Source organism: Virgibacillus sp. DJP39 (assembly GCF_049310925.1).
GTDB lineage: Bacteria > Bacillota > Bacilli > Bacillales > Amphibacillaceae > Virgibacillus_F.
Window position 1 is genome coordinate 1 of sequence record NZ_JBMERP010000051.1, and the last position, 24,851, is coordinate 24,851.

At 35.3% G+C, this 24,851-nt stretch carries 23 protein-coding genes and 1 pseudogene; 6 read left to right on the forward strand and 18 right to left on the reverse strand.

Translation table 11 applies throughout. The features are described from left to right. Positions 1 to 294, reverse strand: a pseudogene (locus ACOI1D_RS14705) (Fic family protein); the annotation flags it as partial. A gap of 288 nt (positions 295 to 582) precedes the next feature. Between ACOI1D_RS14705 and ACOI1D_RS14710 the strand changes: the two are divergent. After that, on the forward strand, positions 583 to 828 hold the full coding sequence (locus tag ACOI1D_RS14710; RefSeq protein WP_422502121.1) for a DUF1450 domain-containing protein: 246 nt from the start codon (positions 583 to 585) through the stop codon (positions 826 to 828). A 30-nt stretch (positions 829 to 858) separates the two neighbouring features. Here the strand turns inward: ACOI1D_RS14710 and ACOI1D_RS14715 are convergent, their stop codons facing one another. From ACOI1D_RS14715 to ACOI1D_RS14775, 13 genes are all read right to left on the reverse strand, one after another. Beyond that, on the reverse strand, positions 859 to 1,416 hold the full coding sequence (locus ACOI1D_RS14715; protein ID WP_422502123.1) for a hypothetical protein: 558 nt from the start codon (positions 1,414 to 1,416) through the stop codon (positions 859 to 861). 2 nt (positions 1,417 to 1,418) lie between these two features. After that, entirely contained in the window at positions 1,419 to 1,970 is a 552-nt protein-coding gene (locus ACOI1D_RS14720; protein WP_422502124.1) for a MauE/DoxX family redox-associated membrane protein, read from the reverse strand. Then, the gene (locus ACOI1D_RS14725) at positions 1,967 to 3,700 is read right to left on the reverse strand and encodes an ABC transporter ATP-binding protein (RefSeq protein WP_422502126.1); all 1,734 of its coding nucleotides are present in this window, start codon (positions 3,698 to 3,700) and stop codon (positions 1,967 to 1,969) included. The genes ACOI1D_RS14720 and ACOI1D_RS14725 overlap by 4 nt, the downstream gene beginning before the upstream one ends. A 22-nt stretch (positions 3,701 to 3,722) precedes the next feature. Next, complete coding sequence (locus tag ACOI1D_RS14730) at positions 3,723 to 4,460, reverse strand: ABC transporter ATP-binding protein (RefSeq protein WP_422502128.1); 738 nt, start codon at positions 4,458 to 4,460, stop codon at positions 3,723 to 3,725. Positions 4,461 to 4,465: 5 nt separating this feature from the next. Further along, positions 4,466 to 5,776 carry an ABC transporter permease gene (locus tag ACOI1D_RS14735; protein WP_422502130.1) on the reverse strand — a complete coding sequence of 437 codons (1,311 nt, stop codon included), beginning with the start codon at positions 5,774 to 5,776 and terminating at the stop codon, positions 4,466 to 4,468. Positions 5,777 to 5,780: 4 nt separating this feature from the next. Next, entirely contained in the window at positions 5,781 to 7,127 is a 1,347-nt protein-coding gene (locus ACOI1D_RS14740; protein WP_422502132.1) for an ABC transporter permease, read from the reverse strand. A gap of 27 nt (positions 7,128 to 7,154) precedes the next feature. After that, on the reverse strand, positions 7,155 to 7,703 hold the full coding sequence (locus ACOI1D_RS14745; RefSeq protein WP_422502134.1) for a TlpA family protein disulfide reductase: 549 nt from the start codon (positions 7,701 to 7,703) through the stop codon (positions 7,155 to 7,157). A 386-nt stretch (positions 7,704 to 8,089) separates the two neighbouring features. Next, a complete protein-coding gene (locus tag ACOI1D_RS14750) occupies positions 8,090 to 8,218 on the reverse strand; it encodes a hypothetical protein (protein ID WP_422502135.1) in 129 nt (42 codons plus the stop codon). 14 nt (positions 8,219 to 8,232) lie between these two features. After that, positions 8,233 to 9,468, reverse strand: coding sequence for a hypothetical protein (locus ACOI1D_RS14755; protein WP_422502136.1), 1,236 nt, complete (start codon positions 9,466 to 9,468; stop codon positions 8,233 to 8,235). A 145-nt stretch (positions 9,469 to 9,613) separates the two neighbouring features. Beyond that, a complete protein-coding gene (locus ACOI1D_RS14760) occupies positions 9,614 to 10,780 on the reverse strand; it encodes an iron-containing alcohol dehydrogenase (RefSeq protein ID WP_422502137.1) in 1,167 nt (388 codons plus the stop codon). Further along, complete coding sequence (locus ACOI1D_RS14765) at positions 10,773 to 11,168, reverse strand: RidA family protein (protein ID WP_422502139.1); 396 nt, start codon at positions 11,166 to 11,168, stop codon at positions 10,773 to 10,775. Before ACOI1D_RS14765 ends, ACOI1D_RS14760 begins: the two co-directional genes overlap by 8 nt. An 86-nt stretch (positions 11,169 to 11,254) precedes the next feature. Beyond that, entirely contained in the window at positions 11,255 to 11,857 is a 603-nt protein-coding gene (locus ACOI1D_RS14770; protein WP_422502141.1) for a lysozyme family protein, read from the reverse strand. Between the two features lie 4 nt (positions 11,858 to 11,861). After that, positions 11,862 to 12,290 (reverse strand): hypothetical protein, encoded by a 429-nt coding sequence (locus tag ACOI1D_RS14775; protein ID WP_422502143.1) that lies wholly within the window; start codon positions 12,288 to 12,290, stop codon positions 11,862 to 11,864. Positions 12,291 to 12,620: 330 nt separating this feature from the next. Here ACOI1D_RS14775 and ACOI1D_RS14780 point away from each other — a divergent pair, with 330 nt between their 5' ends. After that, entirely contained in the window at positions 12,621 to 14,237 is a 1,617-nt protein-coding gene (locus ACOI1D_RS14780) for a long-chain fatty acid--CoA ligase (protein WP_422502145.1), read from the forward strand. Between the two features lie 84 nt (positions 14,238 to 14,321). On the opposite strand, the gene ACOI1D_RS14785 is transcribed toward ACOI1D_RS14780, so the two are convergent. Beyond that, the gene (locus ACOI1D_RS14785) at positions 14,322 to 15,389 is read right to left on the reverse strand and encodes an NAD(P)H-dependent flavin oxidoreductase (protein ID WP_422502147.1); all 1,068 of its coding nucleotides are present in this window, start codon (positions 15,387 to 15,389) and stop codon (positions 14,322 to 14,324) included. Positions 15,390 to 15,832: 443 nt separating this feature from the next. On the opposite strand from ACOI1D_RS14785, the gene ACOI1D_RS14790 reads away from it, so the two are divergent. Further along, positions 15,833 to 16,621, forward strand: a complete 789-nt coding sequence (locus ACOI1D_RS14790) for a serine hydrolase (protein WP_422502148.1) — start codon at positions 15,833 to 15,835, stop codon at positions 16,619 to 16,621. A gap of 33 nt (positions 16,622 to 16,654) precedes the next feature. Then, positions 16,655 to 17,947, forward strand: a complete 1,293-nt coding sequence (locus ACOI1D_RS14795; RefSeq protein WP_422502150.1) for a hypothetical protein — start codon at positions 16,655 to 16,657, stop codon at positions 17,945 to 17,947. 140 nt (positions 17,948 to 18,087) lie between these two features. Here ACOI1D_RS14795 and ACOI1D_RS14800 read toward each other — a convergent pair whose 3' ends face one another. The 3 genes from ACOI1D_RS14800 to ACOI1D_RS14810 form a co-directional block, all read right to left on the reverse strand. Next, positions 18,088 to 18,237, reverse strand: coding sequence for a hypothetical protein (locus tag ACOI1D_RS14800; RefSeq protein ID WP_422502151.1), 150 nt, complete (start codon positions 18,235 to 18,237; stop codon positions 18,088 to 18,090). 258 nt (positions 18,238 to 18,495) lie between these two features. After that, complete coding sequence (locus tag ACOI1D_RS14805; protein WP_422502152.1) at positions 18,496 to 21,642, reverse strand: SNF2 helicase associated domain-containing protein; 3,147 nt, start codon at positions 21,640 to 21,642, stop codon at positions 18,496 to 18,498. Between the two features lie 134 nt (positions 21,643 to 21,776). Next, positions 21,777 to 22,085, reverse strand: a complete 309-nt coding sequence (locus ACOI1D_RS14810; RefSeq protein WP_422502153.1) for a hypothetical protein — start codon at positions 22,083 to 22,085, stop codon at positions 21,777 to 21,779. A 180-nt stretch (positions 22,086 to 22,265) separates the two neighbouring features. Between ACOI1D_RS14810 and istA the strand changes: the two genes are divergently transcribed. Then, complete coding sequence (istA, locus tag ACOI1D_RS14815; RefSeq protein ID WP_422502155.1) at positions 22,266 to 23,810, forward strand: IS21 family transposase; 1,545 nt, start codon at positions 22,266 to 22,268, stop codon at positions 23,808 to 23,810. Position 23,811: 1 nt separating this feature from the next. Continuing rightward, positions 23,812 to 24,579: an IS21-like element helper ATPase IstB gene (istB, locus tag ACOI1D_RS14820; RefSeq protein WP_422502156.1), complete on the forward strand. Its 768-nt coding sequence runs from the start codon at positions 23,812 to 23,814 to the stop codon at positions 24,577 to 24,579. The last annotated feature ends 272 nt before the right edge of the window (positions 24,580 to 24,851 follow it).

The following is a 24,851-nucleotide window of genomic DNA, read 5'->3' on the forward strand; positions in this document are numbered from 1 at the left end:
AGACGTGGTTAGCCCCTCACCTTTATAGTTTTGGTATAGTTGTTCAACTTCTTTATATTCTAATTTGTTTTGTTCAATTTTGGTTGTAAAATGCGCTGTCCTAACCATGGAATTCCTAAGAATGGTAGGTTTTAAGGGATGATTTTTCAAACCTAGTCTTGCTAGAGCACCTATATTCCGTTCAGCTTCCATAATTAATTCTAAAAGTTCATAATCGTGAGGATTAAAATTTGGATTATAAACTAACTTACCCTGTTCTTCCGTAAAGTGTTCATTCGAAAATTTATATGACAATTAATTCACCCCTTTTTTACAGTTTAAAATGCTATTATATTAGTATTTTATCACTCATTTCATCTTATGTAATTACACCAATTATGTACACAATAAATTACTCTTAAACCTTTGTATTTTTTATGCTTGGTCAGTTTTAGGTGTCGGTGACCGATTGCGGTCTAATTACGATCGTTTAATTATTCTCTTTGAGTTCCTGCATAAACATTGAATTTATTGCCTGTATATGCTACAACTAATTAGTAATAATTTAAGTAACCTCATAGAAAGAAAGTGATCGCAATGGGTATGGGTATTGTCATAGTCGACGTCTGCGACGGAAATGCCATCACTACTATTAATATAGAAGAAATTATTGAGAAAGAATTTCCGGAAGTTTCAGTAATGATGAATGAGTGCCTTTCGTTCTGCGGGTTGTGCCGACTTAAACCATACGCTTTGGTTAATGGAAAGCGTATTGCCGGCAATACAACTGAAGAATGTTTAGATAAAATAAGAGAACAAATTAAAAAGGAACTAGCTGTGTATGGTTAACAGCTAGTTCTTTTTTAATTTGTTCTCTATTTATACTGCTTGTTTAAACCCATATTTTTCAAACTCCTTTAATCCTTTGATTACTCCTTTTTCTAAAACTTTTCCATCCTTGTCAATTGCTATAAAGAACGGATATGATCTAATATTGTATAACTCAAATAAAGGTTCCAATGCAACGAAAGTAAACATGTCTTTTGTCGCGTTAAAATCAGGCTGAATTAGTACTTCTTCACTCGATTGAACTTTCACAATAAATGTGTAATTGATATTAGTTGTGTTTTGCATTTTCTTTATTTCAGAAAGAAACTGGAAACATCCCTCACAAGATGGGGAAACAAAAAACAATAAGCTTTCTACATTTGATTCCCCCCCGATTTTTATTGGATTGTCAAATATATCTTTATGTTTAACAATAGGTAATATCGAATTAATTTTTGGTCCGTTCTCATTTTTATTGGCGCTCTCGCTCCCTACGGGGGCATTTGACTCAAAGTTCTCTATCTTTTTAGTTAATTTAATAAGGAAAACAGATTGGAACACCAAAGTCAAAGCTATGGTAATTACACTTAAAAGATATAAATTTTCCACTATTACTCAACCTCCATTTTATTCACCTTAAAAATTCTTTTTGCCGTTATATATGAAAATGTTAGTAGCAAAACAATGTTTATCAAAAGCAGGTAATGTACACTAAATAAATCTAATCCAAGGTTATGAATACTTTCATTCCAAATTACTAGGTATCTATACGATACAATTAAAAACATTAGCGAAAGAATTAGTAGAAAATTTCTAATCACCAATTTCCAGGAAATCATCGAATCCCCAGCAATACCTCCACACCCACACTTAAACCTATTACCCTTAGTTAAATTTAATATTATCGCAAATGTATAAAATAAAAGTAAAATTACCCCAAAACTTAAAGCATACACATCAAATACCCCTATAATCAGGAATAATGCTACTGCCGATTCTAGTAATACATCTAACAAAGCTATAATTGGAATAAACTTTTCATTCATCATTCCATAATTTTTTATATTTTGTTTATGGGATGAATAATGATAAACCTTTTCAATACATGTACTTAAAAATACAATTCCTAAGAAGATTTTTAATGCTAGTATGAACACAATCATGTCATCAGCTCCTTACTTTCGTTACTGTTATACCACTTCGCTTGCATTAAATACATTTTAGAGTATTCACCTTTTAAAGCTAACAATTCACTATGTGTACCAGTTTCTATTATTCTTCCACCTTTAAGTAAGAAGATTTTATCTGCCATCTTTGCTGAAGCCATACGATGGGAAATAAATATGGTTGTTTTACCCTCTGTTAAGTAATTAAAGTTTTCATACATGTCTAACTCCGCTTGAGGATCTAGCGATGCAGTTGGTTCATCTAATATAAAAACTTTACCCTGCTTGAATAACGCTCTAGTGAGAGCAAGTTTTTGCCATTGCCCCCCAGAAAAATCCTCACCTTTACCTAATACTTTCCCCAATACTGCATCATATTGTTTAGGTAAACTCATTATATAATTATGTAATCCACTTTTCTTTGAGGTTTCTATTACTTTCTCTAAATCCATAATGTTTTTATTATCACTCAAAGCTATATTTTCTTTAACGGTAAAATTATATTTAATAAAATCTTGGAATATAGTTGTGATATTCTTCCTTAAGTCTTTTTGATCAATTTCATTTATTGATTCCCCCCCAAATTTGATGTCACCTTGGCCAATAGAATATAGTCCCATTAGACATTTAACCAACGTAGTTTTACCAGATCCATTTGTCCCAACAATAGCAACCTTTTCACCTGGATTTATGTGTAAAGTAACGTTGTCCAACGCCTTACGATTACTATCTGGATAGTTAAAAGATACGTTAGTAAACGAAATACCTTTTTCAAGAGACGGCGGAAATGCCTGTGTTCCTATATAATAATGAATTTTCTCATCTTCAAAAGATAGAAATTCGAAGATATCTTTAATAAATAAATGATCCTTATAAACCATTGCTATCGATTGTGATATATTATTAATAGCTGATTGTGCCCCTTGAACTGCTTGTACAACTGCTACAAAATCACCTACCAATACTGAACCCCGTTGAAGGAGCCTTATTAGAAACAACCCAGCCGCGAAATATACAATTCCAGTCACCATCTCCAGTATTGCTATAGCTGTTGAGTTTTTCCTGCTAAGTTTTAAAGTCTCCTTTAGGTTTTTATAGTACTTACTTTTCCACTTTTCTAGCATATATTTTTCAAGATTAAATAACCTAATTTCTTTTGCACTTATCCTATCGTTAAGAAGGTGCATAATATATGATGCTTCTCTTTGTAAGGGTGTTTGGTTCATGATTAAATAAAAACTTTCTCTTCCATATTTGGCATTTATATATACAACAGGAAAAGCGGTTAATAGAGCAAATAATACAAAAAACCAATGTATGGATATCAAGAATATTAAAAAGGAAACCAAAGTAATGACCCTTTGTATAATTGAAAAACAATTCTTTATTGGGGAAAACATTTGCCTCCCCAGGTTGCCACTAAGTCTGTTCCTATGGTCGTAAAATTTATTATTATCAAAATAAGCTAAAGGCACACTTGAAAACTTTTCAATTGTTCTCTCTTGAAGAATAAAGTCTGTTTTGCTCTCTAAATACATGTCTACAATATCTAAAAGGTGCCTAGATGCAGCATTCGAAAACACCAAGGCTAACTGTAACATTAGGTAGAAATATACTTTATCTGCACTTCCCGGTGTTTGAGTTAGTAAAGCTACATTGTTAATCAGTTCTTTTAGTACCCACAAATTTGCGATGGGGAGTAACCCCATAATTACTCTTAGAGCCATAGACGTTGTTAGAAGTAATTTATTATGGTTCCATACTAATTTTATTGCTTTCAGTATATTCCTTAACAATTCCCCCCCCCGTTTTCCTTTCTACTAGCTTCCCTTCATGTAACTTCATTTTTACACTTGCACAGTCTGCTACGCTATCATTGTGTGTGACAACAATTAAAGTCTTGTTCAAACTTTTGTTCATATATACGAATAAATCTATTATTTCTTGTTCCGTTAATCCATCCAGATTACCTGTTGGTTCGTCTGCTAGTATAATATCCGGGTCATTAATTAGGGCTCTGGCAATGGAAACACGTTGCTGCTGCCCACCACTTAACTCCTGAACAGGCGAGTTAATTTTATCCTCTAGTCCAACCTTACTTAACATTTCTTGCGCAATTTCTTTTCTGTATTTACGTTTAACTCCAGAATAGAAAAGCGGTTCCTCAACGTTCTTTAATGCAGTCATATTCTGAAATAAATGGTATGACTGAAAGACGAAACCAATTGATTTAAGTCGAAAAAGCGCCAACTTTTTTTCTTTTAATCCGTTAATTCGCATTCCGTCAACGTTTATATAACCTTCAGACGGAGTCAGTAGCCCACCTATAATATGAAGAATTGTGCTTTTTCCACTCCCAGATCTCCCTTGAATGGATACAAATTCTCCTTTTTTAATCTCCCATTCAATATCTTGTAGCACCGGTTGGTCTTTTGTCTTATTATAAAAATGTGTCAATCCAGTTATCTGGATAATCTTTTCCTCCATACGAGTCACCACCTATAAAGTTTAAAATAAGGTTTGTTATACATTTTCGAAACTGGAAAATAAGTAACTATTAAACTAACAGCTATCGTTGCAAAAAATGCTAGACCATAGATCATCCAAGGGGTCTGAAATAGAAATTGTACTGAGTCAGATCCAAGATGAAACACATTGTAATATTCTTTTTTTACTATCCCTTTTTGGATAAAGTTTTGTATAAGAGAGAAGAGACCTTCCACTATAATGAAAGAAATCAAAGTAGATCCAGCAACTAGAATAAGCGTTTCCGTAGAAAACAACGTCAAAAACTTCTTTTTGCTTATTCCTAATGATTTCATGACCGCAATTTCTTTCCTTCTTTCTTTTAAAGAACCATAAAGAATATTAATGAAATTTAAAACAGAAACACTGCCAATTACTAAAACGAATAAAAACAAATCCATCATGAGCTCTTTGTTGTTGTCTGCCCTTCTTTGGAATATATCAAGATTGTTCATATGAGAATATCCGATTTCTTCAATTTTTTTTAATAGAGCAGGAACACTTGATGCTTTGTCGGCCACAACTATCAGGTTCATCGGCATGCTAGGAGAGTTTTCATGAAGAACCTGTTCTTTATATTTATTTGGAACTAAGAAAAACAACTGAAACATAAAGGAAACATCAAATTGGTACTCACTGCTATACTTTCCAAAAATCGGGATGTTGGCTGAAGTACTTGATTCAGAAACAAAATCGTTATAATAACTAAATTTAATGCTACCATTAATTATATTTTGTTTACCTTCATGTAGGGGAATATTTAGATTTTGGTAGTCTTCAAGATTCCCCTTATTTGGTAAATCTGATTCCCCATAAAGCTTTTGATAATTATTCTTTGGAATTAGAAATGATTTGAAATTCTCTGGAACGATGACACCGTTTTTATTCGTGCTTGTTTGTAGAAATTTACTATCAGGATTTTTTATTTTTTCCGGATCGTAAAACGCAATCTCATTCGGCCAAATGTAATAATCCTTTGTTTCCATATATAAATTGTTACCAGGATTAAATGAAGAATAGGGAAGATAAAAGTCTACCTTGTTTGATTTGTTAAGATACGTTAATAACTCTTCAGAAATATCTTGGTTGTTTACCTCAATTATTGTAAGCTGCTTTGTATACGATAAGTTATCATTTTTAAACATCTGATCCAGCTGAAAAAGAATCGTTGACAAAGCTGTAATCAATACTACTATTATTATAATTTGAATAGCTATAACAGTATTTCTTGTTTTATACCTAAAAAGTTGCTGTAAGGCTCTCCTAACTGTATCCATATTGTTATTCCCCCAGTTTTAATGTAAAAGAGACATCCCGTTTAACACCCAAACTCACATTCAAGAAACCAATTAGAGTCGACAAAATGGGGAGTAAACAAACGATTATTATCGTAATCCAACCGTCCAATAGAATCTTTACACCTATCCATTCACTTATAGTTGTGTTGTTTGCCACAAATAAAGAGATCATTAATCCCAATAGGGAACCAATTCCGGAAACAAAAAATAACTCTATTAAGAATAACTTTCGTACTTGCCTTACACTCGCTCCCAATGCCCTTAGCAATTGAAATTCATAACGTCTTTCAGAACTTATCAAATAACTAATCACAACGATACAGGTTATACCAAGTATAATACTAGAGACTAAAATTACACTGTACATCCATTGTCTTACTTGATTTCCTTTTATGGAACTCTCAAAAAACCTGTTAGGCTCTTCGGATTGGTGAATCGATAGCCCTAATTCTCTTATCTGGTCATTAATCCCAGACGATAAAAAAGGCGTGTTATGTTGTAATGCAATTTTCCCACTTAAATTATTCGTTAAGTCTTCCGAATTAAATCCTTCAAGATCATTTTTTAAATTTAACGGTAGCCAGACATTTCCTGGCGTTTGATAACCTATTTTAGGATCATAAACACCTACTACCTTTAACGGAACACTTTTTCTAGAATTAACAGTATAACTACCAGCTTCTTCATTAACCTGAAATTTAATCTTATATACTAAATCGATAGATTCCCCTAAAATAGCTTTAGGGGTAACCTTTATTCCTTCTCCATTTTTCAATGCGGCTCGTCTGCTATCATTAATAACTATAACTTTTCCATCAATTACCTCAGAAGACTTAATAAATTGGTTCAATAGTTTTTCACTAATAATGATTTCATTAGGGTCACCTGTAAAATATCCACCGAGCTTAATTTTCTCTTTTAAAGCAGTTGCATTACTTTCTAATCCCACCATCATTGGCTTCGTTTCTATTATTAATTGGTCATTAAAATTAATCCATGGAATTAAATAATCATAATCCCAAATAAATTTAGTTAGATCTTCAAAATAATAACCAGATTGAGCACCCACTATATCAGTTAGAGTAGAAACTTGATTTGGATCAACTTCTTTCTCTATGCTAGCAGTCTGTACAATATATTGTTGAGCATTTATATTTTCAGCCATCAAGCTTTCTACTTTGTGCTGATTGTAACTTTTTGCTGTTTGTATCATAGACGTTAATCCCAACAGACAAAAAGTGGCTAGTGACACAGTCACAATAATTGTCCAAAACCGGTTAGGAAATCGAAACATATTACTATAAGCACTTTTTATGTATTCAACTATCATGACACCATCACTCCCCAATTGTTCACATTAACGTAGTGATTTTAGCATTATTCCTAATTCCTTTATCGATGGTGAAGTAGTTTCGTATACCAAATTACCTTCACTATCATAAAGAACAAAACTAGGCATAGTAACTACATCTAAGTTTTTGGATTCTTGATATTGTACTTTCATCCGGTCCGTTAAAATATTCCGATCCAATGATTTGTTTTGCGCTACCTTTTTAATATGATCAATTGTCTTGTCTTCATTTATGTCCCATAAAAAGACCATCCGAACATTCTTATATGACTCTCGTCTATCTGCTAGGTGTTTATAATTGCTTTCAAGGTCTTCAAACTCAGGTATGTAGAGAACAAATGACAATAATGTATATGGAGCATCTTTCATATGTATGGTCTTTTTAACCCCGTTAATATTGACTATTTCTAGAGAATCTAAATGCTCTGGTATCCGATTTTCTGCAGGTGGGTAGTACACTAAAGGTTTAGTTGGAGAATACCAATGAGAGTAAACCAAGTAACCTAAAGCAATAAGGAATACAGGGAATATGTATGGGAAAAACTTCTTTGTCATTGCAATCATCCTTAGTTTGTGAATAGCTACCTATAGGTAGCTATTCACATGGAATATATTAGGAGCACTCACTGTAACTACAGCATGTATCACAGACTTTCACAAATTCTTTATGACAACCATCTACTGGATCACATACTGTTCTTGCTTCATACGTACAATGACACTGACAACAAGGTGCAAACATAGGACCTTCCATGAATTTTCCTCCCTTCTGAATTTTTTTCTCAAGTTGACTCAATTCATATGTGTAATTAAATTGTATAGTAAATAGCTCATATTTTACATACTTTTCACCCAATTCAAACTTTTGCTCATATATTTTTATTTAATACAATTTTTCTGCAGTCTGATTTGCAAAATGACAAATTATTCATTTTAGTTGATTACCTTATCTCTTCTTGATGTACTGGACTTGTTTGCGGATCTTCTTTTTCATTATCTGCAAAGGAATTTATAGGAAATATGGATACAAATAGTATTGATAATAGAGCAATTTTTTTAATAGACTTCATTTACTTACCCCCTTTCATAATAATTTTTTAAAACAATTGGCAGCTAATTTATATTTTCGTTGTTCCATATAATAATTCCCTAGCTCCTTAACATACTTGGAATAGAGAAGAGGATTATTGAATTCAAAGTAGTCCATCGCACCCTTTAGGCTAGGCTCATAAGAAGAACCTTGCTCATTCTTATAAGCCATTTTTTCTTTTAATGTATTCAACCGAACTTTAGAAAGTTGTGAATTTGTATGTTTTAAAGCCTCATACAAATATAACTTTGCTTCCTGAAACCGATTCATTAATATAAAGGAATCTATTAAAGAACAATACGTAATTGACAAGTTTGTATGATTGTAATTTTTTTTTATTTTTATGGCTTGGTTAAAAAGTAATATTGCTTGCTCATAATCATTTCTGTTCTTACTAAGTTCTCCTAGATTATGCAACACCTTACACTTAAGAGAGATTAACTCCATCTCATTAGACAGTTTTAATGCCTTTTTGTAATAAATTTCCGCATCACAGTAATTTTTAATTTGTTCAAACAAAGAACCCAGAAAATTATAAGATTTCCCTACACCATCCCAATCCAACTCCTGTGTATATTTGTCCAATGCCTTATAAATATATCGAATTGCATGGTAATTATCAGATTTTTTATCATAACAAAGTGCAATATTAAAATTAACCTTAGCTTGTTCTAACGTATCTAAATCTTCTTTAAGAAATATCTTATAGTCAGTAATGGCTTGACCATAATTACTACGATGGTAAGAAAAGACACCTTTGAACTTTTTTAATAAATATCTTAAGTTCTTATGTTCTAGTAGCGAATCGTCAATTAATGGCTCAACATTCTGACTGTATACTTGGTATGCCAATTCCATCTTTCCCGATTTAATACAGCTATTAGCTTTAAGCAAATAGAATTCAATTTCTAAGAGGTATGAGGCTATGTATGGATTAGATCTTTCAAATATTTCAATTTCAGTAACACATTCACTCAAATCATCATCTAGTAGCACATGTAATTCTTTAATCTTTGTAGCAACCTTTTCCTGATCTTTATGCGGGTTTACCAAGTAGTCTTTTGGCATTCCTGCCTTATTGGCAAAGCTAATTAAAATGTCTTCTGATGGAACAAATCTTCCACTTTCTATGTTACTTAAATGAGATAACGAGACTATACCCTTGCAGAATTCTCTACGAGGTATATTTAGAGTTGTTCTTAACTTTTTAATTCTTTTAGCAACGATCATATTTTCCAACCTCCTTCCCAACTAACTGTAATTATACAGTTTGAATTCTAAAAATAGAAGGATTTTTCTATTTATTTGCATTATCATCTTTTTTTAATACAAAACAAAAAGCCTGACTAAATAGTCAGACTTTTAATTCTTTCTATTACAAACTTGCTTGATAAATCTTCTCTGAATCCTCTTTATTTAATTTCTTAAAATTACCAAATTCCTCGCGAACTTGAACTGTTTTACCAGCCATGGTTTCAATTGTGCTTGCGTCAATATCATAATCGGCAAGTTTATTAGGTGCACCGATGCTATCCCAGAATGCGCGAAGCTTAGTAATTCCTTCTTCTGCAATTTCACGGTCCGATTTTCCACTAGGGTCAACATCAAACACGCGTTCAGCAAGTTGTTTAAAGCGAGCAACATTTTCATCTAGCACATGGTTCATCCAGTTTGGGAATAGTATCGCAAGTCCGCCACCGTGCGGGATATCATGAACAGCTGATACGGCATGCTCTAAGTTATGCGTTGCCCAGTCGCCTTGATAACCCATGTTCAACATATCATTGAGTGCTAGTGTTCCACTTAGCATAATTGTTTCACGGTATTCATAGTTATCAGGCTCATCCAGTAGTTTTGGAGCTGTTTCAATTACTGTCTTTAAAATCCCTTCACAGAACCGGTCCTGGATTGGTGTGTTTGTTGTATGATGGAAATAGTGTTCCAATACATGTGACATGATATCCACCATGCCATATACAGTTTGTTCACGTGGTAAAGACATTGTATGAACTGGATCTAAAATGGAAAACTTAGGGCTCGTATGTGGTGATCCCCAGCCATGTTTCTCATTCAATTCCCAGTTTGTAATTACAGAGCCACGATTCATTTCTGAACCAGTAGCAGCAATTGTCAACACTGTACCAAACGGAAGTGCAGCTGTTGCCTGTTCTTTTTTAGTAACAATATCCCAAATATCAGCATCTGACTTAGCACCAGCAGCAATTGCTTTCGTGCAATCGATTGTACTGCCTCCACCAACAGCAAGAATGAATTCAATTCCTTCTTTTTTACAAATCTCAATTCCCTTGCGAGCAGTTGTAACGCGAGGATTTGGTTCAACACCAGACAACTCGTGAACTTCTGCACCAATTTCATTTAATTTGTTCATTACATTATCATAAATACCATTTCGTTTAATGCTTCCTCCGCCATATACGAGTAATACTTTTTTACCGTATGTTGGAACTTCATCGGTTAGAGCATCTAACTGCCCTTTACCAAAAATTAACTTTGTTGGATTTTGATACGTGAAATTATTCATTAATAGCTTCCACCTTCGTATATACTACAGCGTCCATTTCAACCAATACATCCTTAGGCAAACGACTAACTTCCACTGTCGCCCGGGCTGGATATGGGATTTCTAAATAGGAACCATATATATCATTGACTGTACTGAAGTTGTTCATGTCATTTAGATAGATCGTAAACTTTGCTACGCGAGTGAAATTAGTATCCGCTTCGCTCAATATTGATTTTAAATTTTCCATTACCTGTTTTGTTTGCGCTTCAATTCCCTCTACGACTTCACTTGTATCCGGGTCAATTCCAATCTGTCCCGAGACGTATAGGTAATCCCCGGCTTGAACAGCCTGTGAGTATGGACCGATTGCATCTGGTGCATTCCTAGTATGTACTTTTTTAATCATTGTTAAAATCCTCCCTATTTCTTTCTTATAATTACCCATTATAATCCTTCGTTATTTAAAATCGAAGTAACACGACTTGAAAATTTTTAATCAGGTATTTCGTCCACCATCGCCATTACGTCCTGCAGATAGTGAATATCTCCATAGCATGCTTGCAATTCCCTGGCACCTTCACGCATACAGCTGTACATCGATTTATTCGCTGCACTTCCATACATTTTTTGTGAAAAGTTGATTGCTACCTCCTGCGTATACTTTCCCTTATTTTCCAAAGCGTATTCAATAAAACCTCTTCCGAAATTATAGGATTGAATAGCTAGTTCAAGATCGCCATTTGCTTGTTTCAATGTTTCGGAAAAATAATAGACACCTTGTTTAATAGAACGCTCTGGGTCGTCAATACAGTTTCTTTCGCCGCACAAGCTTTCTGAGGATTGCATCGGGTCATTACCTCGACCAGCTGATTCCTGCATCATCATTGCGAGCAGGATATCCACATGTTCTTCCACACCATATTGTTCGGCATACTTTTCCACAAGTGGTCGGTATTGCTTCACTTCTTCAGTAAGCAAACTTTTATCCACCTTGATTTCTTTCTGATTTAATAGCGATATCATCAGTAACAACCCAATAATTAATCCGGATACACCAACCGTATTGCGGAATGCTAGTTTTGTTTTTCGATTCATCATATTACCCCTCAGTTTTTACTAGTTTAATCAACAATCCCACGATGCTACCAAATAATGCATGCCCAGTGAGCCAATAGAAAAAGGCAGTTACATCCCCAAATTCAGGCGTCCTATTTGATAATGTGGTAGTACCCCATAATAACACACCAATTACTATATTCATTAAAATATAGATCAGCAGATTTTGCCGGAGATTGAGTTTTTTTATACTATAATACAGTACAATTACGAGGATAATAGATACACATACATGCAACGTGAATTCTGCAATTTCAGTTGTTAGCCAGGATCCCAGGAGGGGCATGTAATCGATGTTAAGTAAAAGTACATATACCTTTTCTCCACTAATAATCTGGATCCATTTTAAAAAGTAACCTAAGGCGACACCAGCTAAACTACCAATACCGATTAACGTCAATAATCTCTTCAAAAAGTGACCCCCTTATGACCATCCACAACCGATCGACTTTCCTAGCGTACTCGAGCTAAATATTAAGTTACCGAACTCCACAAAGTTATCCCCAATCATCATTCGAATTCAGAGTATATAATACCGTATTTCGTATTAGAATTTATGTTCTATACAAAATATTGAGGTTATCCTCAGGTTTATCCACAGGATGTGTATAACTTAGACAACCTGTCCACATATTATATTCCTTCTTTTAGTACAATCCAAACTAAATAATTTTTTCGTTTTTTAAATAATATAAATTATATGATAATATATAGGTAATCTAATAAAAAGGGGATGGTATTAATGATGCAAGTGCCGTTAACAGTTGGATCAATGCTTGAACATGCTGAGAAATTTTTTGCAAAAAAACAGGTCATTTCTCAAACACATGATCAACTCCACCGCTTGACCTACAAGGAAATAGGGGAACGGACGAGACGTTTAATGGGCGTGCTAAAAGGACTTGGCATTAACCACGGAGATCGAGTAGGTACACTAGCCTGGAATCACCACCGGCACCTGGAGATCTATTTTGCAGCACCGGGGATTGGTTCCGTACTTCACACCATCAACATACGTCTGTCACCCGAACATATTATTTATATCATCAATCATGCAGAAGACAAGATACTGTTTATTGACGAAGATATCCTACCACTAATTGAAAAAGTCGCTGACCAGTTGAAGACTGTCGAAGCTTTTGTAGTTATGACAGATAAATCGGAACTTCCTACATCATCGCTACAACCATTATACTCATACGAAGAACTTCTTAGATCTGGTAATCCTGCTACTGAATTTATTAAAGATATTGATGAAAACGACCCTGCTGGAATGTGCTATACATCTGCCACAACCGGTAAACCTAAGGGCGTGGTTTATTCACATCGCGGTATCGTTCTGCATAGCTTCGCACTTGGACTTACTGATTCCGCCGGTTTATCTGAATCTGATATATCAATGCCGGTTGTTCCACAATTTCATGTAAATGCCTGGGGGATCCCTTTTGCTTCTACATGGCTTGGCACTACACAGGTTCTGCCCGGCCCACGATTCACCCCTAAGCGACTTGCTGAATTTATTGAGCGTGAAAAAGTTACGATTACTGCTGGGGTGCCAACTATTTGGCTTGGACTACTTCGTGAGCTGGAACAGGGTGATTATGATACATCCAGTCTAAGGGCAATCCTATGCGGTGGATCAGCAGCTCCTAGAGGATTAATTAAAACATTTGAGTCTAAATATAACATCCCATTTATCCACGCTTATGGAGCAACTGAAACGACACCAATTGTAACCGTTTCCAGATTAAAAAGTTACCAACAATCCTTAGGTGAAGAAGAAAAATTAGACCAGCGCTCTAAACAAGGGTTACTTGTACCTGGTCTTGAAATGAAAATAATGGGTAGTGATGGTGAAGTGAAATGGGACGGCTTGGAAATGGGTGAACTGTTGGTTCGTGGGCCATGGATTGCAAGTGAGTATTATAACGATGATCGAACTGCAAATGCCTTTCAAGACGGCTGGTTCCACACTGGTGACGTTGTAACAGTAGATGAGGAAGGTGTTATTAAAATTGTAGACCGTACAAAGGATTTAATAAAAAGTGGTGGGGAATGGATTTCGTCTGTTGACCTTGAAAATGCTTTGATGGCACATGACGCGGTATTTGAAGCAAGTGTCGTTGCTATTCCTGATCCAGAATGGCAGGAACGTCCAGTGGCGTGCGTTGTCCTGAATGAAGGGTTTTCAGATAAGGTTAGTAAAGATGAATTACAGAACTTCTTGAAACCACAATTTGCGAAATGGTGGCTTCCAGATGATATTTTATTTTTCGATGAGATTCCGAAAACCTCAGTGGGCAAATTTTTAAAGCGTGAGTTACGTGAACAGGTTAAGGCACATTATAAGATGAGCTAACTATACGTTACAGCCCACATAAACCTCTGTATTGTTATTTGAAAACACTCTTGTAAACCGCTTCCCTTAAACTGGGAAGTGGTTTTATTTTTCGAAATTTATTTCTGCAGTGTCCTTACCAATTAATGAAGTTAAAATATCCTTGACCGATTCTTCTCTAACTATTGCCCCAACACCTTGACCTGCCCATAGCGATTGGAAATCTGCAACAGCAAACTCTTTACCTGCCGCGCGAATGTCCTTCGTCAGTTCATTTTGAATCGGAAATGGTAAGAAGTCACAGTCACTTGCTTCTACCTCTTTAATAAAGCGATTAAAAACGGCTCGGGCTGGCCTCCCCGAAAAAGCTCTTGTAATAACTGTATCGACACTGGATGATTTGATTAAAGCACGACGATAGGCACTGTTCGTTCCAGCTTCTTTTGCAACTAAGAACCTGGTTCCCAGCTGGACACCCGCTACTCCCATAGATAAAAGTGCATCAATTTGCCTTTTATTGGAAATACCACCTGCAGCAATTATTGGCACATTACAATTTTCCAAAAATTCCTCAACCATGGAAAGTAGTCCAATGTTACATCCATTTGGATATTTTTTAACATCGAATGTCCCACGATGACCACCCGCCTCATAACCTTGAGCCACAATCATGTCGAATCCCGCATCAATAAGCTGATTCGCCTCTTCTAGGTTGGTTGCCATACCAATTAACGTAACGTTGTTTTCTTTAAGACGCTGAATCAAAACGGACGACAGGACGCCAAATGCCGTGCTTACAACTGGAACATTTTCTTCAATGACAACATATACCTTCTCCTGTAAATAATCATATACTTTAACAGAATCCTTGCCTTGATCAATATCGAGTTCGCTACGGTATTTGTTAAGAAAGTTTTGTACCTGACCTATTTCACTCGAAAACTCTTCCAAGTTTATGGCAAAAAGATTTACCGCAAAAGGCCTGCTAGTAAGTTGCTTAATCTTCATAATTTCATCTTTTAAAGATGCAGCACTCATGTAACCAGCGCCAACAGTACCGAGTCCACCAGCTTCTGACACCGTTGCCACAAGTTCAGGCGTTGTAATCCCACCAGCCATCCCTGCCTGAACAATTGGTATTTCTAAATTGATTGGCTTTAAATGTGTACCCATGTGCTTTCCCCCTCAAATTTACAAATCTTTACATAAACATACCACAAAAACAGTCTTTTTTACGCGTATACTTTGTTAAATTCCAAATTATTGGTTTAAAGCCATATCTTTTTAAGGATATTTATAATAGATTGTTGTTTTTAGACACAAAATGTATAAACTGCTGGATTTACTTTCTTCCATCCTTTACAAAATCGGTGCTAAGCGAGCAATGCGGAAAAACAATCGCTAACTTTCCTTACTCCCAAGAAACAATTTTAGGTTATTGGACATATAGATGTACCTTTTGTCAACTTTCCTAACTTTCCTTCTTGACAATATTAAGAAAATTCCATACTATAGTAGGGATAAAACACAATCCAGAGTTGAATATTTAAATAATTCGGACTTATCTAAACGTAAAACTAGTACATTCAAAATTTAATATGGAGGTGGGTATAGTTATGAATTTCCAACTAATGAAATCTACCGTTTATGAATTAATTCATGATGAAATTGACCACTTTTCAATCTATATCCAAACTGATGACGGTGATATTGCAATCAATGCCTATGAACCAAAAAGAGCTGCCAGCACAATCAAGCTCCCAATTCTTATTGAAGCATATCGCCAAATAGATGCTAATGCGCTTCAACCGGATTCTCTGGTTTATATAGAAAATGATATGAAAACAGGTGGTTCAGGTGTAATCAGCTACCTTACCAATTCAAATGTATTCAGCTATAAGAATCTATTAGAGCTTATGATAATAGTTTCAGATAACACAGCTTCAAATATTATACTCAATAAAATTGGAATGGAAAATGTGAATGACTTTGTTTCATCTGTTGGATGCACCCATACACGTATAGGCAGGAAATTTATGGATTATAAAGATCCTTTGCATGACAACTACACAAGCGCACGGGACATGGTTGAGTTTCTGAGACTTATTGAAAACGATAACGACATACTTACTGATACCAGTAAAAAAGAAATTAAAAAAATATTGCTTGACCAACAAACTAACCATAAAATACCACGTTATGCTGAACAAAGTGATAGTGAAAAGTTATTAATCTATCATAAAACTGGTGAATTGCCGGGAATTGAGCACGATGTAGCACTATTAACCTATCAGGATAAAAAGGTTTATATGTCTCTTCTATCAGAAGGTTGGTCAAATAATGGTACAGGGAATGATTACCTAGCAGCTATCGGTAAAACAGTACTTACTTATATAAAAAGTTGATAGCGCTTCAATAAAAAATATGGAGGGGTAAAAATGAAGATTAAAATTGCAGCATTTGGAAGAGAAGAATTAGTTCAACGCATGAACGATTATGTTGATAATCAAGAAGATATTGAAATAATCCCTTTCATCTATACAAAGCCAGTGGAAAATATCGAATTAATTGAGAAAGCTTTTATGTGTGATGTCTATTTATTTGGTGGAGCAGTACCATATTTATTTGCCAAGGAAAAGATTGATAAGAAGCGTTTACCTGCAGTGCAAGTGGATTTTGATGAATATATGATACTAACATCCTTCTATCGTCTTAAAAATTATCATAACCAACCACTTAACCGCATTTCAATTGATGTTTTAGAGAATGTTTATGTTGATGAGGTTGTCGAGGAACTAAAAATGAATAGTGAGGAAATTTATACGTACAGTTACGGCGATGAGCCTATTTTAGATATCGGTAAAATATATCATCACCATAAAACACTGTACGAAGAAGGAAAAATTGACTATGTATTAACTTCAATAGAAGAGGTGGAACAAAAACTTATAAGTGATGGAATTCCAACTAGCTGTATGGTCATACCGAAATTAAATCTTGAACGAGCAATTGAAAAAGCAAGATCAACAGCCATTGTGAATAAGAGCAAAAGCACACAAATTGTTTCTGGGTTTGTCCAAGTTAAAGGTTTTGATAAAATTTCTTCCAAGAAAGGAGAACTTTTGGCTCAGGAAATGCTGCTTAAACTTCGTCAAATTCTGTTGAGGTTTGGCCAGCAAACCAATGCATCTGTGTTAACAAATGGAGAAAACCAATTTTCTATTTTTGGTACTAGAGGGGTCTTAGACCATATCTCAAGCCATTATCGTGATTTTCCTTTATTACAGGAGATTGCACGTACATTAGGTGTACCTGTGGATATCGGGTTCGGTCTAGGCTTAAATGCAAAACAGGCTGAGGATAATGCAAAGCTTGCGCTTGAAACTTGCAGCCAATCCGAGGAGAGCAGTTGCTACATTGTAAATGAAAGAAAAGAAACGATTGGCCCTCTGGGTGTGGCAAAGCATGTGGATACGTCTCAGCTATACCATGCACTAATACACCGTGCCAGACTAAATAATGAGTTGTCCTATAACTTTATTGATTTTATAAACCTGCGGAACAACGAGCCATTTTCAGCAAATGATATATCAAACTATTACCAAGTTACAAAACGTAGCGCAGAACGCACCATTCATAAACTGTTGGCTGGGGAAGTAATTAGGGTAGCCGGAGAAGAAAAACCATATGTTAAGGGTCGTCCACGTAAATTGTTTGAATTAACATTGTAGTTAGTTTTAGTGGGGTTGCTCGAGTTTGGGAGCGGGTCGCTCGAGTTTGGGAGCGTGTCGCTTAGAGTTGGAAGATTTATTCCAGCTCTATTTTTTTTATGTATAAAAATACCTCCCTATTCAGGAGGCGTGAGTTGATATTATTCTTTGCTTTTGAATAGATACTCCATAATTTGTTCAAATACAGCTATATCATCAGTGATTAGAAAGACCGGTAAAAGCATAATAGAAAGTAATACGGTAAGATTAGCAACAAAAAACTTGGTGAGTCCACCAGTAACTTTTTTCATTTGTCACACCCCTTTCACTTTACATTCTCAGTATACTTAACTTATAAACATTGTTGCCATGCGGCATTCAAATTAATAAGTCACCTATTCTTTTGTTGAAAATAACCTAGAAAATAAATTGTATATTAATTTTATCAGATAAATCAAAAAAATATACAGTTTATTTTCAATAGTTGAAATCTACTTACCATCAATAATAATACGTGTAATACCTTTTCGCATCTAAAAAACCACGTGCAGTGAAATGCACATGTTTTTTTAGATATTTAGTAATTCACGTATATCGCCTTCACTAAGGCTGGACAGCATCTGTTCTCCGGGCTGAATTACCTGATCAATTAACTCCCGTTTCTTTTGTTGCAACGCGAAAATCTTATCCTCTATTGTTCCTTTGGTTACCATTCGAATCACCTGGACAACGTTCTTCTGTCCAAATCGATGAGCACGCCCAGTTGCCTGGTCTTCAACAGCCGGATTCCACCATAAGTCATATAGGATAACTGTGTCTGCTCCTGTTAGATTCAAACCAGTTCCACCAGCTTTTAGTGAAATAAGGAACACACTTTTTTCTCCATTATTAAATCGTTCACTCATTTGCACACGTTCCTGTGAAGGTGTTTGACCGTGTAAATAGAAATAGTCAATTCCATCTGCTTCAAGCTTTTTCCTGATGATGTCATGCATGCTTGTAAACTGAGAAAAGATCAACATGCGCTTTTTGTTTTCCACCGCATTGTTCACCGTTTCCATTAATTGTTCTAACTTTCCTGACTTTCCTTCATAGTTTTCAATAAATAATGAAGGGTGACAGCAAATTTGTCTGAGCCTTGTAAGTCCAGCCAAAATTTTCATACGGTTTTTGTTAAATTCCTGATTCCCGAGAGATTGAGCCGTTTCCTGCTGCAGTTCTCGTAGGTACCCTACATACAGCTCTTTTTGCTGCTTGGTTAATTCAGAAACATGTACAGATTCAATTTTATCCGGTAGCTCTTTTAGTACGTCTTTCTTAAGTCTTCGCAAAATAAATGGTTTTGTGAGCATAGCAATTTTTTCATGCGATAGCTGTTTAAATTTACGTTGACTTGGCATCAATCCCGGCAAAATGACCTGGAAAATTGCCCATAGCTCATCAATTGAGTTTTCAATTGGTGTACCACTTAATGCAAATCGGTGTCCAGCTTTGATCTCTCTGATGGCTCGTGACGTTTTGGTTGCATAGTTCTTAATATATTGTGCCTCATCCAGGATCATTGTATGGAATGTTATGTCCTGATAAAGTTCAATATCCTGACGTAGTGTTGCATAAGACGTTATCCAAACATCATCGCCTATTTTTGGGTCTATCAATTCCATTCGCTCTGTCGGACTCCCGGCAATAACACTGACATTTAGATCTGGAGCGAACTTTTCACACTCACTTTTCCAGTTATATAAAACAGATGAAGGAGCCACAATCAAGTGTGGTTGATCCTGTTTTAAAGAAAGCAAGTAGGCAATACTTTGAATAGTCTTCCCAAGTCCCATATCATCAGCTAGAATGCCGCCTAAGCGATAGCTGCTTAACGATTTAAACCATTGAAATCCAGTTTCTTGATAGTTACGCAATGATGCATTTAGGTTCTCTGGCAACTCGTAAACCTGTTCTTCTGGTGATTTTAAATGATGCAACAGCTTTCGAAACGTTGGATCATAATTTTTATTTTTTTCAATTAGACCATCAACCTGGGCACCTCTGTATGCAGGTAAATGAACACTTCCATCCTGAATATCATCCTTCTTCAAATCAAGTTCCGCCATGAGCTCCTGAATAGATGTGAATTCATCACCTTCAAGAGATAACAGTGCACCATCATCCATGCGGTAATAGCGCTTCTTCTCTAAAACCGCGCCTAATATCTGGTTAATTTCATTATCGTTTATACCATCAATACTAAAACCAATCTCAAGCAAATTGTTTGATGACTCAAGTCGCACGTGGGTACTGGGAACTGGCTCGTTCTCAATGAAAAATTTACGTATTTCTGATGTTAGAAATAGTTCTACAGACTTCTCAAACATTGGTAGAACATCATAGAGGAATTCGTACATGACGTCTTCATTTGCATCTATATATAATTCTTTCCCATTAAAATGAAAATTAGCATGCTCAATTAACTGCATGATTTGTTGTTCTTTCTCCATATCACGAATGATCAGGACATCTTCTTCCTTCCGTCCATTAAAGGGATCTACTTGATATTGCCCATAATGATATTCAAGTTTACCCGTTATCCAATCAGCTTTTAAATCAATATAAAGTTTTGCTTTTAATGGCTTCTGAATAATTTCTGATGCAACATTTTCAGCAATTTGTACATCCCCTACTTTTTTAAGTGAAGGAATAACTTCCGACAGAAAAACATCTGCCTGTTTGTCAGGGATAGGAAGATTCTCTGTATTGGCAGAAAGATTGCTGACCTGTTCCAACAATGGTACCTGTTCTTTTTTTGGAAAGTAAAAAATACTGTTATCAAATAACAACTCGTATTTTGAAAAATAAACGACATCCTGGTTACCCTTTATAGCAAGCGTGAGTTCCTTTTGATCGTTTTTTTCAAGTTTAAATTCAAAAGGTAGAGCATCTTCAACAATCTCAATATCCTTAAACACATTTTTTTCATTATCGACAACAAAGTCACGGGTTATCAGCTTTTTCAGCAAGGGTTTTGCAAGTAATGGAGAAATTGAAATCGAGCGCCCTTCTGAGATGTGTGTTTGATAGCGGTATAACGAATGCCCATTATAAAGCCGTTCGTTTTGCACGATAGACATAATAAGTTCAAATATTTCCAGATCCTCAGCTGAAAAAAAGTGCTGCTCCGGATTATACGTGAATGTCTTTGTAAAAAAGTGCTCCCGCTCCTGAAAGACATCCTGCAAGAATGCATGTATGTCCTTTACAACAAGCCGTCGTTTTTCCCCAACCTTCATTTCAAGAAATAATGTATCGTTATATGTCCATTTACATATATATTCTACCTGGAGTTGCTGACGATTGATGCTTAGGCTGCTGGCACGTTTTTGTTGTTGAATATCTGTAATTGATTGTATAAAATCATTGGTTGTTTTAAACCTGTCGATATTACGGCCTACCCCCTGTTCCTTATGCCGTTTACCAATAGCAAACAGCACGGCAACTATATGTTTACATTGATTATACGTTCTAAACGCAGCACAGTCACAGTAAGCATCAGATAGCTCGTGTGGAATTCTTTTCGTGTTTACTTCCACAAAATAACTTTCACTCCCATACACTGTAGCAGTCCAAACATGAAAATTAATATCGTATAATAATTCGGTTACTCTTCCCTGATGAAAATATTCTAGACCTCGATCATACACTTGGGAAGGAAATAATCGTTGCATATGGAAAATATCATAGCTTTTCAAATCAGGTTAACCCTACCTTCTTGTTATCATTACCTTCATTGTATACAAGATAACGATCTTTTTAAACTAAATTGAGTCCCTTTCTGTAAAAAGGAACTCAACTTTTAAACTTAATCGTTACCAACTCGTTCAAAGCTTTCTTTAGTTGGTTGGTATGTCGAATTAATCACCCTACTTTTGTTCTTCCGTTTTCGTCCAGTTTTTCGAAATTTATAAATAACCCCAACTTTGGTCTGTTGCATCTCTTTTACACCTTGAATTATAAATTGCATTGCAAAAATGCTAAGCACAAAGGCTAATAATGGAAATAAAATTGTCCAATAATCCCCATTGCGTACACCGCCTTTACCAGAACCAATCAGGCCGGACCATTCAAAAGTAACTGAAGATGGTGGTGATTCAACCATTCCAAAACCCATCTGGGTTCCACCAAAGAAAAAGTTAAACACCCCTAAGTGCATAAAGATTAAGAGAACTTGAATAAACTGCTGTCCAATGTATATGGTAACTTAAAAGTGAACCACATTGTTAATTGAAAAATGAACCACTCTAATAGAAAATAAACCTAACAAGATTATTTGTTAGGGGGAAAATATGGAGTGATTGATTTGAAACTAAAACAAGATGTTATTAAATTATATATCAAAGGGTTAAGTGAAAGAAAAATAGAAAAGGAACTTCCAATCAGTAGAAATACAGTTAGAAAGTATTTAAAGGAGTTTAAAGAAAGCCAATCAAAAGATGTTAGGAATCTACCGATTCCAGAGTCAATTACGAGCCCACCAAAGTACAAGCATAGAGTTAGTCCGAAACGTGTTTTAACAACAGAAATACAAGAGAAAATCCAATATTTCATTGCTCAGAATGAATGGAAAAAGAATCATTACATGGGGAAACAACAGATGAAGATCATTGATATGCATGAGGCTTTACTTAAAGAAGGTCATACTGTTGGTTACACAACAATTAGAAATTTTGTGCGCGAAATATCAAAGAAAAATAAAGAAGTGTTTATTCGTAAACATCCAGAGCCTGGTGCAGAAATTGAATTTGACTGGGGAGAAGTTAAGTTAGAAATCAACGGAAAAATAAAGAGCTACTCATTAGCAGTCTTTACGTTACCTTTTAGCAACTATAGATTCGCAAGAGTCTATGAATCTGAAACACAAGTATGTGTGTTAGATGCTCATTCAAAGTTAATTCAGCATATAAAATTTGTTCCAAGATCTTTTACGTATGACAATATGAGGACTGTAGTAAAAACATTTATTGGTCATGAGAAGGTAATTCATGAACAGATGAATAATTTAGCACAATACTATTACTTTAAGATTCGCTTATGTAATGCACGCAAAGGTAATGAGAAAGGAAGTGTAGAGCGTAGTGTTGAATATGTGAGACGAAAAGCTTTTTCTTCGAACTTCATATTTAACAATATTGACGCAGCCAATGAGCACTTGATAACTAAACTTGTTGACTTGAATGCACGACCACATCATGAACACAAAATCTCAAAATTTAAGCTATTAGAAAAGGAAAGAGAAACAAATGGAATCAATATGATTCAACCGTTTGATGCCGCTGATCTTGTTGAGTGTCGAATAGATAAGTACAGCACAGTAGTAATTAATCAAAATCATTATTCTGTCCCTGAAGGACATGTAGGAGAATATTGTCGTGTGAAAGTTGGAGCTGAAGAGATACGTTGCTTTATTAATAATAAATTTCTATGTTGGCACAAACGTAATTGGGGACTCCATCAATGGGAAATGGATATAGAACATTATTTAGAAACATTTAAAAAGAAAAAAGGCGCCTTGAGTCAAAGTGAATGTTTGAATCAGGCACCAAAAGCAATAAAAAATATTTACTACACTTATTATATCGGAAATGAAAAAGATTTTCTAGCATTACTCGAGTATGTAAAAGAAAAAGGTAACTTATCAGATGTGTTAAAAGCTATCAATAAACTTGAAGAACTGCGTTCTTCTGATATGTCGACAGAACGTATTAAATTCATTTGTGAACAGGACTACAACGTGGATAACATAAATGATTCATCAATGAAAAATGATATTGAAAAGCAATCTGAAGAGAACCTCAAAGCATATGAAACTATTTTTTATAGTGAAGGAGTAATGTGAGATGGACAAAAAAGAAACGTTAATTGAATTATGTAAGGAGTTAAGATTACCAAGCATCAGAAGGCTGATTAAGTCTTCTGATACATTTAAGAATGAAAAAGAAGCTTATGATATTTTATACCAGGTGTTGACGCAGGAGAAAGCTGATCGATCTGTACGTGCAAAACAAAATCGTATACGTGCAGCGAATTTCCCGCAAAAGAAACTATTAGATGAACTCGTCATCGAAGCATTACCTGAGCAAGCAAGAGCAAAGCTAAATGAACTAAAGTCATTAGCATTTATAGAAAAAGGTCAAAACGTCATTTTAACTGGACCGCCAGGTACCGGGAAATCGCATATGGCCGTTGGATTAGGAATGGAGGCTTGTTTAGCAGGTTATCGTGTGTTTTTCGCTACGGTACCTTCGTTTATAAATCAGTTAAAGGAACATCGTTCAGAACGAACGTTGCGTAGCTTTGAATTGAAATTTGAAAAGTATGACCTCGTAATTCTCGACGAATTAGGCTATATTTCATTTGATAAAGAGGGTGCAGAATTAATGTTCTCGCATTTATCCTTAAGAGCTGGAAGGAAATCAACGATAATAACGAGTAATTTGTCTTTTATCAATTGGCAAGATATATTTCATGACTCAGTCTTGACCGCAGCTTTAACGGATCGCTTGACGCATAGATCTTACGTTTTAAATATGAATGGTAATTCTTATCGAATGCGAGAAACAGAAGAATGGTTGAAAGTAGAAAGTGAACAAGTGGTGCAAAATTAAATTAACAAATGGTTCACTTTTCAATTGACAAATACAGTCCAAAAAGAATGGTCATTCGAGCACCTATGTGTGGGAGAACATGACGTACCAATATATGAATTTTACCTCCACCTAGAACTCTGGCACTTCTGACAACTCCCACAGCTAAAGCAGTGGGGTTCTAGGGTACCTGCAAGCTTCTCAATGGTGCCCTTATCTTTCCTTTTAGAAAGAGTTTCCACCAAAGCACTGGCGTGCTTTCCCCTAAAACATTAACGGACGTATTGCGGTTA

Excerpts from the sequence above, each read along its gene's own strand:
- istB (WP_422502156.1), top strand. The coding sequence starts at position 23,812 with ATGGACAAAAAAGAAACGTTAATTGAATTATGTAAGGAGTTAAGATTA.
- ACOI1D_RS14745 (WP_422502134.1), bottom strand. The coding sequence starts at position 7,703 with ATGACAAAGAAGTTTTTCCCATACATATTCCCTGTATTCCTTATTGCT.
- ACOI1D_RS14720 (WP_422502124.1), bottom strand. The coding sequence starts at position 1,970 with ATGATTGTGTTCATACTAGCATTAAAAATCTTCTTAGGAATTGTATTT.
- ACOI1D_RS14710 (WP_422502121.1), top strand. The coding sequence starts at position 583 with ATGGGTATTGTCATAGTCGACGTCTGCGACGGAAATGCCATCACTACT.
- ACOI1D_RS14795 (WP_422502150.1), top strand. The coding sequence starts at position 16,655 with ATGAAGATTAAAATTGCAGCATTTGGAAGAGAAGAATTAGTTCAACGC.
- ACOI1D_RS14735 (WP_422502130.1), bottom strand. The coding sequence starts at position 5,776 with ATGGATACAGTTAGGAGAGCCTTACAGCAACTTTTTAGGTATAAAACA.
- ACOI1D_RS14750 (WP_422502135.1), bottom strand. The coding sequence starts at position 8,218 with ATGAAGTCTATTAAAAAAATTGCTCTATTATCAATACTATTTGTATCC.
- ACOI1D_RS14790 (WP_422502148.1), top strand. The coding sequence starts at position 15,833 with ATGAATTTCCAACTAATGAAATCTACCGTTTATGAATTAATTCATGAT.
- ACOI1D_RS14810 (WP_422502153.1), bottom strand. The coding sequence starts at position 22,085 with ATGGGTTTTGGAATGGTTGAATCACCACCATCTTCAGTTACTTTTGAA.
- ACOI1D_RS14740 (WP_422502132.1), bottom strand. The coding sequence starts at position 7,127 with ATGATAGTTGAATACATAAAAAGTGCTTATAGTAATATGTTTCGATTT.
- ACOI1D_RS14780 (WP_422502145.1), top strand. The coding sequence starts at position 12,621 with ATGATGCAAGTGCCGTTAACAGTTGGATCAATGCTTGAACATGCTGAG.
- ACOI1D_RS14770 (WP_422502141.1), bottom strand. The coding sequence starts at position 11,857 with ATGAATCGAAAAACAAAACTAGCATTCCGCAATACGGTTGGTGTATCC.
- ACOI1D_RS14765 (WP_422502139.1), bottom strand. The coding sequence starts at position 11,168 with ATGATTAAAAAAGTACATACTAGGAATGCACCAGATGCAATCGGTCCA.
- ACOI1D_RS14785 (WP_422502147.1), bottom strand. The coding sequence starts at position 15,389 with ATGGGTACACATTTAAAGCCAATCAATTTAGAAATACCAATTGTTCAG.
- ACOI1D_RS14725 (WP_422502126.1), bottom strand. The coding sequence starts at position 3,700 with ATGGCTCTAAGAGTAATTATGGGGTTACTCCCCATCGCAAATTTGTGG.
- ACOI1D_RS14805 (WP_422502152.1), bottom strand. The coding sequence starts at position 21,642 with ATGCAACGATTATTTCCTTCCCAAGTGTATGATCGAGGTCTAGAATAT.
- ACOI1D_RS14800 (WP_422502151.1), bottom strand. The coding sequence starts at position 18,237 with ATGAAAAAAGTTACTGGTGGACTCACCAAGTTTTTTGTTGCTAATCTT.
- ACOI1D_RS14755 (WP_422502136.1), bottom strand. The coding sequence starts at position 9,468 with ATGATCGTTGCTAAAAGAATTAAAAAGTTAAGAACAACTCTAAATATA.
- ACOI1D_RS14730 (WP_422502128.1), bottom strand. The coding sequence starts at position 4,460 with ATGGAGGAAAAGATTATCCAGATAACTGGATTGACACATTTTTATAAT.
- ACOI1D_RS14760 (WP_422502137.1), bottom strand. The coding sequence starts at position 10,780 with ATGAATAATTTCACGTATCAAAATCCAACAAAGTTAATTTTTGGTAAA.